The organism is Bradyrhizobium sp. AT1, from assembly GCF_001590795.1.
Classification (GTDB): Bacteria; Pseudomonadota; Alphaproteobacteria; order Rhizobiales; family Xanthobacteraceae; genus Bradyrhizobium.
Genome location: NZ_JXDL01000001.1, coordinates 6,795,268 through 6,808,641, shown reverse-complemented (window position 1 = coordinate 6,808,641; position 13,374 = coordinate 6,795,268). Strand labels below are relative to the sequence as shown.

At 64.5% G+C, this 13,374-nt stretch carries 11 protein-coding genes; all 11 read right to left on the bottom strand.

The features are described 5' to 3' along the window. Positions 1–63: 63 nt before the first annotated feature. Complete coding sequence (locus SE92_RS31595; RefSeq protein WP_283806805.1) at positions 64–1,719, bottom strand: NAD-dependent malic enzyme; 1,656 nt, start codon at positions 1,717–1,719, stop codon at positions 64–66. A gap of 172 nt (positions 1,720–1,891) precedes the next feature. Next, complete coding sequence (locus tag SE92_RS31590) at positions 1,892–2,884, bottom strand: Bug family tripartite tricarboxylate transporter substrate binding protein (protein ID WP_063202368.1); 993 nt, start codon at positions 2,882–2,884, stop codon at positions 1,892–1,894. Positions 2,885–2,987: 103 nt separating this feature from the next. Beyond that, positions 2,988–5,309: a mechanosensitive ion channel domain-containing protein gene (locus SE92_RS31585; RefSeq protein ID WP_063202366.1), complete on the bottom strand. Its 2,322-nt coding sequence runs from the start codon at positions 5,307–5,309 to the stop codon at positions 2,988–2,990. An 823-nt stretch (positions 5,310–6,132) separates the two neighbouring features. Further along, the gene (locus tag SE92_RS31575; RefSeq protein WP_063202362.1) at positions 6,133–7,101 is read right to left on the bottom strand and encodes a polyphosphate kinase 2 family protein; all 969 of its coding nucleotides are present in this window, start codon (positions 7,099–7,101) and stop codon (positions 6,133–6,135) included. Next, positions 7,043–8,095: a branched-chain amino acid ABC transporter permease gene (locus SE92_RS31570; protein ID WP_063202361.1), complete on the bottom strand. Its 1,053-nt coding sequence runs from the start codon at positions 8,093–8,095 to the stop codon at positions 7,043–7,045. Before SE92_RS31570 ends, SE92_RS31575 begins: the two co-directional genes overlap by 59 nt. After that, positions 8,092–8,973 (bottom strand): branched-chain amino acid ABC transporter permease, encoded by an 882-nt coding sequence (locus tag SE92_RS31565; protein ID WP_063203863.1) that lies wholly within the window; start codon positions 8,971–8,973, stop codon positions 8,092–8,094. The genes SE92_RS31570 and SE92_RS31565 overlap by 4 nt, the downstream gene beginning before the upstream one ends. Before the next feature lie 5 nt (positions 8,974–8,978). Beyond that, the gene (locus SE92_RS31560) at positions 8,979–9,683 is read right to left on the bottom strand and encodes an ABC transporter ATP-binding protein (protein WP_063202359.1); all 705 of its coding nucleotides are present in this window, start codon (positions 9,681–9,683) and stop codon (positions 8,979–8,981) included. Beyond that, positions 9,683–10,453, bottom strand: coding sequence for an ABC transporter ATP-binding protein (locus SE92_RS31555; protein WP_063202357.1), 771 nt, complete (start codon positions 10,451–10,453; stop codon positions 9,683–9,685). The genes SE92_RS31560 and SE92_RS31555 overlap by 1 nt, the downstream gene beginning before the upstream one ends. A gap of 15 nt (positions 10,454–10,468) precedes the next feature. Beyond that, positions 10,469–11,779, bottom strand: a complete 1,311-nt coding sequence (locus SE92_RS31550) for an ABC transporter substrate-binding protein (protein WP_063202355.1) — start codon at positions 11,777–11,779, stop codon at positions 10,469–10,471. 93 nt (positions 11,780–11,872) lie between these two features. After that, positions 11,873–12,577, bottom strand: a complete 705-nt coding sequence (locus SE92_RS31545; protein WP_063202353.1) for a hypothetical protein — start codon at positions 12,575–12,577, stop codon at positions 11,873–11,875. A gap of 29 nt (positions 12,578–12,606) precedes the next feature. Further along, positions 12,607–13,374: ABC transporter substrate-binding protein (locus tag SE92_RS31540; protein WP_063202351.1), on the bottom strand; the 768-nt coding region annotated here is incomplete at its 5' end.

The window sequence follows — 13,374 nt, the reverse complement described above, 5'->3', positions numbered from 1 at the left end:
CCGAGCAAGCCCGCAAGGCCGCTCCTTGAAAGTAAATGCGATATCCCCGCGCTAGCGGCTTCCTCAGTAGTGCGGCTCGTACATCTGCGACTGGACGAGGGCCTTGACGTCGTTGGGCGCAGGCCCGTCCGCAAGCCCGCGCTGATAGGCGACGTCGGCAACGGCTGCGGCGATGCGGACCGAGACCTCGCGGATGCGTGGCAGGGCCGGATAGAGACTGCCCTGCGCGAGGTCGTCCTTGCCGACGCAATCGGCCAGCGTGTGGGCCGCCGCCATGAACATCTCGTCGGTCACCAGCTTCGAGCCGCTGGCGATGACGCCGAGGCCGACGCCGGGGAAGATGTAGGAATTGTTGCCCTGGCGCGGCACGAAGCTGCGGCCGTTGAGCTTGACCGGGTCATACGGAGAGCCACAGGCGAACAGCGCGCGGCCCTCGGTGTAGCGATAGGCGTCCTCCGCCGAGCATTCGGCCTTCGAGGTCGGATTGGAGAGCGCGAACACGATCGGCTGCTCGTTGAGCTCGGCCATCGTCTTGAGCACCTCGGGCGTGAAGGCGCCGCCGACCGCGGCGACACCGATGATCGCCGTCGGCTTCAGCGTCTTGATCGCGGTGAGGAAGTCGGAGATCGGCGCCTGCCCGGTATGCGCATAGCGCAGCTTGTGGCCGGAGAGGCCGTCGCGGCCGCCGACGACGAGGCCGCGGGAATCCACCAGCCAGTTGCGCCGGAGCGCGTCCGCCTCGCTCGCGCCTTCCGCCATCATCGCGGACACCACGAGATCGGCGATGCCGGTCGCCGCCTCGCCGGCGCCGAGGAACAGGATCTTCTGGTCCTTCAGCTTGCCGCCGTTCACACGCAGCGCCGAGAACAGGCCGGCGAGCGCCACCGCCGCGGTGCCCTGGATGTCGTCGTTGAAGACGCAGGCGTCCTCGCGATATTTGTGCAGCAGCTTGAATGCCGCATGATTGGCGAAATCCTCGAACTGGATCAGCACGCCCGGAAACGTCTTCCGCGCGGCCGTCATGAACTCGTCGACGAAGCTGTCATAGGCCTCCCCGGTCAACCGGCGCTCGCGCAGACCGAGATAATAGGGGTCGTTCAACAGCTCTTCGTTGTTGGTGCCGACGTCGAGAACGATGGGCAGGCACGCTTCAGGATGCACGCCCGCGCAGGCCGAATAGAGCGAGAGCTTGCCGACGGGGATACCCATGCCGTTGGCGCCGAGATCGCCAAGTCCCAGAATGCGCTCGCCGTCGGTGACGACGATCAGCTTGGCCTGATAGGGCCAGTTCTTCAAGAGCTCGGCGATCTGGCCGCGGTCGCGCGAGGAGATGAACATGCCGCGCGGCCGTTGGAAGATCAGGCCGTATTTCTGGCAGGCGAGCCCGACCGTCGGCGTGTAGATGATCGGCTGGATCTCGTCGATATTGTCGACGACGACGCGGAAGAACAGCGCCTCGTTGCGGTCATGCAGCGCGTTCAGCGCGACGTATTTTTCGAGGTCGGTGGGCAGCGTGCGCAGATTGGTGAGGACGCGCTGCGCCTGCGTCTCCATCGTCAGCACGCAAGGCGGCAACAGGCCGCGCAGGCCGAGTGCTTCGCGCTCGGATTCCGTGAAGGCGGTGCCCTTGTTGAGCAGGGGATCGCGCAGCAGCGCCATGCCTTGCGGCGGATTGGACGACGTCGATTGGGCAACAACGACCCGGGCAGGTCTATTCACGAATTCCCCCAAGAAGCACATTGAACGGCGTGCATTGTCGGCCAGCGCTCCATTGAGATCAAGGACGTAGACAGCGAGGCACCGATTGTGATCTCGCACCGCAGCGAGATTTGCGCCAACGATTGGCAACTGCGCGCGTAAAAGTTAACGCGGCAACGCTCTCTACCCCTCGTCATTCCGGCTTGATGTTAGCCGCCTTCACGATCGGCCACCATTTCTCGGTCTCGGCCTTCTGGAACGCAGCGAGCGCTGCGGGCGTCTGCTGGTCGGTTGGCGGTATCTCCTGCCCGAGTTCGGTAAAGCGCTGCTTGACCGCGGCATCGGCGAGCGCGGCGACGATCGCCGCGTTGATCCGGGCGACGATGTCCTTTGGCGTGGTCTTCGGTGCCCAGATGCCGTGCCAATAGGAAATATAAAGCCCTGGCAGGCCCGCCTCGTCGACGGTCGGAATGTCGGGAGCGGAGGCAAGCCGCGTCGGCGATGTCACTGCGAACGCCTTGACCGCGCCGCTCTTGACGTGTGCCAGCGAGTTCGCCGCTTGGTCGAACATGATGTCGATCTGGCCTGCGACGAGATCGATCATGGCGGGCCCCGCGCCGCGATAGGGCACGAACTGGAAATCGGTGCCTGTTTTGTCCTTGAAGAAGACGGCGGCGACGTGGGCTCCCGTGCCCGCCCCTGAAGTTCCCGCGGTGGCCTTGCCCGAATTGGCTTTCAACCAGGCGATCAGCTCCTTGAGATTGTTCGCCTCGAGCGACTTGCGGCCGACGATGAGCTGCGTTCCCATCGCGATCATCGCCACCGGCTCGAAATCACTTACGACGTCGTAGGGCAGCTTGAGGATCGCGCCGTTCAGCACATGAGTGCCCCAATGACCGATCGTGATCGTGGTGCCATCCGGCGTCGCGCGGGCGGCGCGGGCACCAGCGATGCTGCCGGAGGCCCCGGCGACGTTCTCGACCACGACCGTGGTGTGCAGCTCGGCCGCGATCCGCTCCGACAGGATCCGCGCCAGCGTATCGGTCGGGCCGCCCGCTGCGAACGGTACGATGAGGGTGATGGGACGCGATGATTGGGCGCTTGCTGGCGTGCACCACATCGCGCATGCGATCAACGCACCAATGACGATCGCATGACCGCGCAACACAGCCCACAGCCCCCGCATCGGCCTCTCCCCACCCTTTTTGCCGCCCGCATGTCGTCAGCGGGCTGGAGGGGAAGTGAACGCTGACGCGCGAGCCGAGGCAAGCGGTAAGTTGACTGCGCCTTTATCCGGCCGCCCGCCGCGGCGTCAGATTGGCCGAGCCGTCTGCGGGCGGCGCGATATGCATCAAAATGGTCTGGGTGGCGGATGCGACATTGATGCCGTGCTGCTGGAAACGCAGCTTCATGCGACGGTTGAATTCGCGCTGGACCGGCCAACGCCCGGCCTCGGTGCAGCGGATCTGGCCGACGATCGACACCATGGCGCCGTCGACCTTGTCGATGCCCCAGAGATCGAGGTCGCCGCGGATCAATGCGCGGAAGTCCGGCTCGCGGCGCATCTCCTCGACGATGTCCTTGAGGATCTGGCCGGCGCGGTCGGTGTCTTCCTTGTAAGCGACGTTGACGCTCACCGAGGCGTTGCCGGCGCCGCGGCTGGCATTGGTGATGGTCGTGACCGCGCTGAACGGCACGATGTGCACGGCGCCGTCGCCGGCGCGCAGGCGTATGGTTCGAATGGAAACGTTCTCGACCACGCCCGACAGCCCCGACACGCTGACATTGTCGCCGACCTGCACCGTGTTCTCCAGCAGCAAAAAGAGCCCGGTGATGAGATCCTGAACCAGCTTCTGCGAACCGAAGCCGATGGCGATGCCGACGATACCGGCGCCCGCCAGCAGCGGCGCGACGTTGACGCCGATCTCGCTCAGCGCCGTGAGCCCGACCACGGTGGCGATCAGGCAGAGCAGCGCGGTGCGCAGCATCGGCTGGAAGGTGCGCAGGCGCGCGGCGCGGGCATAATGCCCGTCGCGCGACAGCGTGTTGATCTGGCGGTCCAGGAGCGCGTTGCTGGCTTCCCAGATCGCCGCAGCGACGAGGACGGCGACGCCGATCGTCACCACGGCCGAGATCAGCCGGCTGCCGATCTGGCCGCCATAGAACCAGACGATGGCGTCGACGCCCCAGACCTCGAGCACGGCCACGAAGCCGATGAAGACGATCACGCCTGAGACGATCTTGCGCAGCAGCGGCAGATAACGGTTAGCGCGGATTTCGAGGCCCGGAAAGCGCTCCAGGATCTCCGGCCTGATGCGGAAGCCGCGGTCGATCAGGCTCAGCGTCAGCATGATGGCGACGCGCGTGATGACCGCCACCACGATGGTGCCGACGAAATATTGCAGCAGCAGCGAATAGCCGTTGCGGATGTTGAGCGCCCACACCGCCCACAGCGCCAGATCGAGCGCGATGGCGAGATAATGCCAGCCGCCCGCGATGCGGTTGCGCAGGGCTGCGGCGATGCCTGGCCGCTCGGCCGGTGCGCGGATGGCCTCGGCGACCTGCCGGCGGCATTGCAGGATGATGACGACGACGAAGAGGTGCACCACCAGCATCACCATGCGCAGCAGCGCGGCATAGCCGGCGCGGTGCAGGCCAAGCAGCAGCGCGACATTGGCGAACGCGATGCCGGATACGCCGACGCCGACGATGCGGCGCGCCCAGATCTCGACATAGGCCGCGGTCTCGGCGCGGACCGGGAACAGGCCGAACGGCCCGGCCATCGCGCGGACGATGCAGATGAGCCCGCGCGAGAACGCATAGGCGTTGGCGACCGCGAGGATCACGAGGCGGACGGTGGTGGGCTCGCCGATCTCGGTGCCGAGCAGCGCGGTAGCGACGCCCATGAAGACGACCACCGGAAGCAGCTCGAGCGCGAGGCGCCCAAACACGGGGGGCAGCCGCAGCAGGACCTGCCAAGCGCGCGCGAGGCTGTGGCGCCGCTTGTGCAGCTCGGGCGCGGGGGTGACATCGGCGACCGACGACGGCGGATCGGCGATCGGTAAGACTTGCGGCACATGCGCGGCTTGCGGCATGCGTCTCTCCAAGAACGCGACCGGGCGCCGGATCAGCCGGCAGAGCACCCATTCGGCCGCGAGCGCTGAGCCGAGCACCAGTGCGAGCTTCCAGGCGATCTCGATCAGGAGATTGTAGGCGGCAGGATCGTTCGCGGTCCGCACGATCCAGTAATAGAACGCCGGGAAATGCGTCAGCGTCCGCGCCACGCTGGCGATCTCGCTCGAGATCGCGCCGATCTCCTCCGACACGGTGAGCAGCAGCTGGGCACCGAGGCCGTCGGCCGCGAGCGGGATCGGCGACTTCTGCTCAGCAGCGGGCGCTTGCGGACCAGACGCATTGGCGATCACGCGCAGCGTGTCGATCATCTGCGCGCGTTTCTTGTCGTCCTGGAGCGTCTCCAGCGCACGCTTGGCTTCCTCGGGCGACAATGCCGCAGCACTGTTCGCGGCCGGTGTCTCGGCGCGGGCGCCGGAGAAAGATGAGATGGCTAGGAAGAGAGCGGCGAGGAGCGCCGGGACGAGCTTATGCGACACGCGGATTCCCTGAAAAAATGAATGCGTCCGCGGTGTCGTTACCTTCACCGCGCAAAGCGCATGCGTCATGTCGGATAGCCGTTATTCGCCTCTCGCCTGTGTCGGAAGTTGGCCTTGGAGGCGACATTCTCTTGGCATTTGCCGCAATGCGAAGATGGAGGACTGGGCGTCCCCGGTCGTCATGCCCGGGGTTGTCCCGGGCATCCACGTCCTTCGCTCCGTGCCATAGGCGTGGATGGCCGGGACAAGCCCGGCCATGACGATGTGGAGACGAGACGATGCGGAGACGAGCGTGCCACGAATGCACAATTCGTCCGCACTTATTCCTCCGTCATCCCGGGCGTCGGCCCGGAATGACGGCGAGGAGGAGGAGAAATGCAGGATGTCAAAGCCACCCGTCGCGGTCGGCCTCATTACGGCCATCCGACACGATCGGTGAGCAAAATACAGCGCCGGGAAGGTAGGGGCTCTGCCTTACTGATGCAGCCCGCTAAACCTTGACCCGGCGTGCCGTTCGCGGTTTCTGCCGCTATGCGATAGTCCGAACGAGCTCCATCGCACTTAACGCGGCTGGATTTGCGGAGGTGGAGTCATAGACCTCCCCTTGCTCATGAGGTGGACGTTGCGCGTCGCTTGTTGGCGACCGTCGGTATGGTCCTCCTGTGACACAAAACTGTCAAGCGGGATCAATCGGGTGAGAGATCACAATTGGAGCACGCCGGTTCCGCCGCAGCGTCTGTTTTGCCCGACGCCGCAAATCGATTTCGCACAAACAGCAATCATTTTCGAGCAGCCGGCAAGTCCTTGATTTTGCTGTCGCCGGCTACTGTGCATGGGGTTGTTTTCGCGATTTCTTGGTGCCGTCCCTCTTCTCTTCCTTCTCCAGCGCCTGGCGCACCGCGTCGAACTCCCGCAGCGAGGCCTTGTCGGCCCGGGGAAAGCGCAGGTCCAGCTTTTCCAGCGCGGCATTGATCACCGAACCGATCACGACGCGCGCGAACCATTTGTGATCGGCCGGCACGACGTACCATGGCGCATGCGACGTCGCGGTGTGCCGGACGATGTCCTGATAGACGGCCTGATAGCGCGGCCACAGCGCGCGCTCCTTGATGTCGTCCATCGAGAATTTCCACTGCTTGGCCGGATCCTCCAGCCGGTCGAGAAAGCGCTCGCGCTGCTCGTCCTTGGAGACATTGAGGAAGAACTTCAGCACCACGGTGCCGTTGCGGCAGAGATAGCGTTCGAACGACGAGATGTCCTCGAACCGCTCCTTCCAGATGTTCTTGGTGACGAGCTTTTGCGGCAGCTTCTCCTTGACGAGAAGCTCCGGGTGCACGCGCGTGACCAGGCACTCCTCGTAATGGGAGCGGTTGAAAATGCCGATATGACCGCGCTCGGGCAGCGCGATCACGTGGCGCCAGAGGAAGTCGTGGTCGAGCTCCTTGCTGCTCGGCGCCTTGAAGGCGTGGACATCGCAGCCCTGCGGATTGATGCCCTCGAAGATCGCCTTGATCGCACTGTCCTTGCCGGCGGCGTCCATGGCCTGAAACACGATCAGCAGCGACCAGCGGTCCTGGGCGTAGAGCTTCTCCTGAAACTCGGTCAGCCGCTTCTTGTTGGCGTCCAGAAGCGCCTGCGCCTTCTCCTTGTCGAGATCGCCCTTCTCGTCCGTCTTGTGGTCCTTCAGATGAAACTTGCCCGACCCGTCGTAGCGGAACGGCGTGATGTAGCGGTCAAGTTCCTGGGCGAGCGACTTGGACGGCTTCTTGCTTTTGGACGGCTTCGTGTTCATGAGCGCGGGGCACCTTGCGTTGCGGCTTCAATCGGTCGAGCAAGCTACCAAGGATGCCCTTGGGAAGGAATATGATGAAAAGCACGAGCAGCACGCCATAGACCAGATTGTCCCAGCCGACCGCCTTGGTGCCGAAGCCGATGCGAAGGGTTTCCGCCAGCAGGATGGTGATGACGGCGCCAAAGGTCGGGCCGAGCGAGACGAACAGGCCGCCGACGATGGCCGCGAACACCATCTGCAGCGACACCGCGATGCCGCTGACCGTGTCGGGGGTGATGAACATCTGGTACTGGCAGTAGATCGCGCCCGCGAGCGCCGTCATCACCGCACTGAGCAGCGTGATCTTGAGCTTTTCCGCGGTGACGTCGACGCCGGCGGCGGCCGCCGCGTCCTCGTCCTCCGAGATCGCCTCCAGCGCGTAGCGGGCCATGCTGCGGTCGACCCAGTGCCAGACCACGATGCCGAACAACCAGACCCCGAGCGCGATCAAATACCAGGTCGTCTTGTCGTCGAACTGCAGCGCCCACAGCTTGTTGCCGGATGCGCGGTTCGGCGTGTAGCCGAGCGAGCCGCCGGTATAGTCGCGTGTCGCCGTGATGACCTGGAGCACGATGCCTGATAGCGCCAGCGTCACCAGCACGAAATAATGCCCGGTGATGCGGAAGCGGAAGCAGGGATAGCCGACGATCAGCGCCAGGATGCCCGCCGCGACCATGCTGATGGGAATGCCGATCCAGGGCGTCAGGCCGAGATGATTCCAGAGCAGCGCGGTGACATAGGCACCGATCCCCATGAAGCCGCCATGGCCCAGCGAGACCAGGCCGAACCGCCCCATCATCGACCAGGAGGTGTAGGCGAACGACCAGATCAGGATCAGCACCAGGATGTGCAGATGATAGGGGTCGCGATAGACGAAAGGCAGCGCGACGAGTGCCGCGAGCCCAATGCCCCATGCTGCAAGCCGCCCTTGCTCAATCAACCCCTGCCCCGTCATCGGCGCCTCGCAAAGAGGCCCGCGGGCCGGATGAACATCATGACGATGAAGAAGGCGAAGGCGAGCACGTAGCCCCATTCGAGGTCGGAGAACAGGCCGCCGAGCGAGATGATCTCGGCGAACACGAAGGCGGCGATGAAGCCGCCGATGAAATTGCCGAGCCCGCCGAGCACGCAGATCAGGAAGGTGATCGGCCCGAAGGACAGGCCGACGAAGGGGTGCACGTCATATTGCAGCACCAAAAGGCAGGCAGCGAGTCCGGCCAATCCACCGCCGATGGCCGAGGTGATGAGATAGATCTTCTTCGTGTCGACGCCCATCAGCGCCATGATCTGGCGATCCTGCGAGATGGCGCGGATCGCGGTGCCGGTGAAGGTGCGCGTCATGAACAGATAGACGCAGACCATGCCGACCAGCGCCGCCAGGAACGACAGCAGCCGCGCGTAGCTGAAATTCATGTCGCCGAAGGCAAGCACCGGCAGGCGGATGCCGAGGTTGCGGAAGTCGATGCCGAAGGCGACCGTGGCAAAGCTCTGCAGCACGAACAGCACCCCGCCGGTCGCGAGCAGCTGGTTGATCGGCGGCGCGGTCAGGAGCGGCGCGATCACGAGGTAATGCAGCGCCGCACCGAGCACGGCGACCAGCAGGATCGTGAGCGGCGCCGCCACGAAATAGCTGATGCCGTAAACCTGCACCAGGAAATACATGGCGTACATGCCGATCATCACCAGTTCGGCGTAGCAGATCCAGGTGACGTCGATGACGCCGAAGATCAAATTGAGCCCGAGCGCGAGCAGCGCCAGCACGCCGCCGAGCAGGATGCCGTTGATCACGGCCTCCAGCAGGTAGATGTCGAATATGTCCAGGAATCCCTGCATGAACATCACACCCCGAGATATGCTTCCTTGACGGTGTCGCTCGCCAGCATCTCGGCCGAGGTGCCGGACGCCCTGATCGTCCCCGCCTCGATCAGATAGGCGCGGTCGACCACTTTCAGCACCTGCTGCACGTTCTGCTCGACGATCAAGACGGTCAGCCCGCGGCTGCGGATCCGCTTCACCAGCTCGAACACCTGCTGCACTACGACCGGCGCGAGGCCGGCCGAAGGCTCGTCTAGCAGCAGGAGTTTCGGATTGGACATCAGCGCGCGGCCGATCGCGCACATCTGCTGCTCGCCGCCGGACATGGTGCCGGCCATCTGGTGGCGGCGTTCCTTCAGGCGCGGAAACAGGTCGAACACGGTTTCGAGCCGCTCGGCATAGTGCCCGCGCGCCTCCTTCATGAAGGCGCCCATCTTGAGGTTGTCGTCGACCGAGAGCTGCGGGAACAGCCGCCGGTTCTCCGGGACATGCGCGATGCCGAGGCTGACGATCTTGTGCGGCGGAGTCGTGACGACGTCGACGCTTTCCATCCGGATCGAGCCGCGCGAGGGACGGATCAGGCCGGAGATGACGCGCATCAAAGTGGTCTTGCCTGCGCCGTTGGGGCCGATGACGCCGACGGCCTCGCCGGCCTTGACGTCGAGATTGACGTCGAACAGCGCCTGGAAGGTGCCGTAACCGGCATTGACGCCGCGGAGTTCGAGCATCAGGCGCCTCCCGCGCGGCGGCGCGCTTCGGCGGCCGCGGCCTGCGTGGTTTCGGCATCGGTGCCGAGATAGACCTCGATGACGCGCGGATCGCCCGCCACAGCGCTCGGCAGGCCTTCCGAGATCTTCTCGCCGTGATCGAGCACCATCACGCGGTCGACGACGCGCATCAGCACACCCATGATGTGCTCGACCCAGATGATGGTGATGCCGAGTTCGTCGCGGATGTTGCGCAGCATGTCGGCGGCCTGGTCCATCTCGGCCTCGTCGAGACCACCGAGGCTTTCGTCGGCGAGCAGCAGTTTTGGTGCAGTGGCGAGCGCCTTGGCGAGCTCGAGCTTCTTCAGCCCGGCAGCGCCGAGACCGTCGACGCTGGCATGGCGATCGGTCGGCAGGCCGACCATTGCCAGCGCGCGCTCGGCGGCCTCCTCCGCCTTGACGCGGCTGTGGCGGCCCTGGCCGTAGAAGCCGGCGAGCGCGACGTTCTCGAAGATGGTGAGGCGGCGGAACGGGCGCGGGATCTGGAAGGTGCGGCCGATGCCGCTGTTGATGATCCGGTGCGGCGCAAGACCCGCGATCTCGGCGCCGTCGAACAGGATCGAGCCCGAGCTCGGCGCCAGCGTTCCCGAGAGCATGTTGAAGATCGTGCTCTTGCCCGAGCCGTTGGGGCCGATCAGGCCGAGGATCTCGCCCTGATCGACCCTGAACGACACGTTGTTGACGGCGGTGAAGCCGCCGAACCGCTTCACCAGTCCGCTGACTTCCAGCACCAGGGCCCTCCGCTGCTACTGGTTGCTGTAGGTGGTGCCCTTCGGCAGCGGCAGCACGGCCTCGCGCTGCGCCTGGCTCTTGGGCCACACCACATGGGACTTGTCTTCGAGATACTGGATCACGACGGGGAACGAGCGCTCGTTCTGCCCGGCCATGGGCGTGCCCTCGCCGTAGAACTTGACGCCGAAGCCGAGCATGGTGCCGCCTTCGGGAATGTCGGTGTCGAGCGCCGCCTTGCGCAGCGCCTCGGGATCGACGCCGCCATATTTCTTGATCGCGCGCGGCAACACGTCGTTCATGAACACATAGGTGTTGGACGCGCCGATGCCGACATGGGCGGAGCGGATGGCGACCCCGGGCTTGATCTTGTCGAACTCCTCGCCGACCATCTTGATGACGGGCGGCAGCTTCGGATCCATGGTCTTCTGGTTGGCAAGCCAGATCGAGATCGGGTCGGTGTTGAAGATATAGGTGGCGTCGGCCCCCATGCCTTCCTTCAGCTTCTCATAGACGCCGTAACCCGCGCCATGTCCCATCAACGCACCGAATTTCAGCCCCTGCTCGCGAGCCTGGCGCAGCAGCAGGGTGATGTCCGGATTGTAGCCGGTGTGGAAGATGACGTCGGGCTTGGCGCGCTTCAGCTTGGTCACCAGCGCCGAGAGATCGGGTGCGGTCGCCGAATAGCCTTCCTTCAGCACGACGTTGAAGCCGGCCTTCTTGGCCCCGGCCTCGTTGCCCTTGGAGACGTCGACGCCGTAGGCGCCGTCCTCGTGGATGATGGCGACGCGCAGATCCTTCGGCTCCTTGCCGAGCTTCTCCTTGGCGTTCTGCGCGATGAAGTCCATCGTCATCATGCCGAACTGGTCGCCGCTCGCCTGCGGGCGGAACACGTATTTGTAGCCCTTCTCGTTGAACACGGCCGACGAGATGCAGGTCGTCATCCACATGAACTTCTTGAGCTGCTCGACACGGGCGGCCACCGGCACGCATTGCGCCGAGGAGAAGAAGCCGAGCACCATGTCGACCTTCTCCTGCTCGAGCAGGCGAACGGATTCGTTGATGGCGATGTCGGGCTTGCTCTGCGCGTCGGCATAGACCGCCTCGATCTTGTAGCCTTCGACGCCGGTCTTGGCGAAATGATCGAGAATGATCTTGGTGCCGACGTAGTTAAGCTCGGAGCCGCCGCCGGCCAGAGGCCCGGTCAAATCGAACACGACGCCGATCTTGATCTTCTTGTCCTGGGCCTGGGCGGACATCGCCAAGCCCGTCGCTGCTATCGCGACCACCAGCCCATGTAGCAACCGGGCAGCCATGCGCAGGCGCATCAAACCCTCCCTGGACGATTGTGCATTGCATTCGTCTTGATCTTGCTTGCCCCCATCACATGGGCAGAGCGCAGGGATGTCAAGTCTTGCGCATCAGCGCGAGGCGAACTGCTGCTCGACAAAGGCCGTGACAAATCGCGGCATGCTCGGCCTGAGATCGCTCATCCCGCGCACGAGATGGATGGCCGACAGTTCGGGCTCGTCCTCGCGGGCGAGGTTGGCTTCAATCCGGGCGCGCGCCTCGTCGCCGGGCATGTTCAGGTTGAGGACTTGTATCATTGCAATCGACGGCCCGGTGACGACACAGTGCCATTCCGGCTCTGCCCAGTAGTCAGCTGTGGTCAACCCGGTCTCTTCCCCAAGCTCACGGACGACACTGCCAGCAATGTCGAGGGCGCCGTCCATGACATCGTCGAGATCTGGCGTGCCTGAAGGAAAATAGATACGGCCTGCATTGGCCGTGTGCTGCGCCATCTCGCCCATAACGAAGGCACCGTCGGAGGCCCGCAGCGCCCCCATGCCAAAGCCGTTGAACACCGCCTTGTCGGGAAAGCCCCAGTCGCGCCAGGCGAGGAAGCTCGCAAAGTCCGTCTCGAAATAGGTCGCGGCAAGAATGTCGTCCGTAAACACCGCGTCGCGCCCGAGCAGGACGCGGCCGTTCCAGATTTTGGGGCGCTCGCGCTGCTTCTCGGCGAAATGCGCCGCGATCTCGTCGCGGCGCTCCTCTGCGAACGGCCAGACGATCGGCCGTACGGCAAGACCAAACGCCGTGACGCGATGAATGATTGGTGACGTCATGACGCCTGATTACCAAGCCTTCGCGTCAGTTATTTGGCATTCCCTGTGGTCTTCTTGGCCTGCTCGACGAAGGTGTTGGTGAAGGTCTTGCTGACGTCGATCTTGGCATTGGCCACCTCGGGTGAGCCGACGCTGAACACCGCGAGCACGGCGTCCGCGCCCTTCGGGTCCATCTTCCCGGTCTCCGAGTACATCGGGATCGTGTTCTTCAGCGCGGCGAGATAGAGGTCCTTGTTCTTGCCGACCGTCTCCTCCGGCATCTTCGCCATGATCTCCTCAGGGCTGTGCGAATGGATCCAGGCGAGCGTGGCGAGGATCGCGTTGGTGAGCGCCTGCGTCTCCTTCTCGTGCTTGGCCACCCAGGCCGCGGTCGAGTACAGCGCGCCGCCCGGATATTCGCCGCCGAAGGTCTCGAGCGTGTCCTTTTGCGTGCGGGTGTCGGAGAGGATGCGCAGATCCTTGTGGCTGCCCTGCAGTACGGTGACGGAGGGATCGAGCATCACGGCCGCGTCGATCTGGCCCTGCTCCATCGCGGCGACCGCGGTGGCGCCGAGGCCGACACCGATCACGGCGGCGCTGGTGGGATCGACGCCGTTCTTCTTCAGCATGTATTTCAGGAAGAAGTCGGTGGAGGAGCCGGGGGCGCTGACGCCGACCTTCTTGCCGGCGAGGTCCTTGACCGACTTGATGTCGTTGGTCCGCGAGGGCGCGACCACCAGCACGAGGCCGGGATAGCGGTCATAGACCACGAAGGCCTGCAGCTCCTGCTTCTTGGCGGCCAGGTTGACGCAATGGTC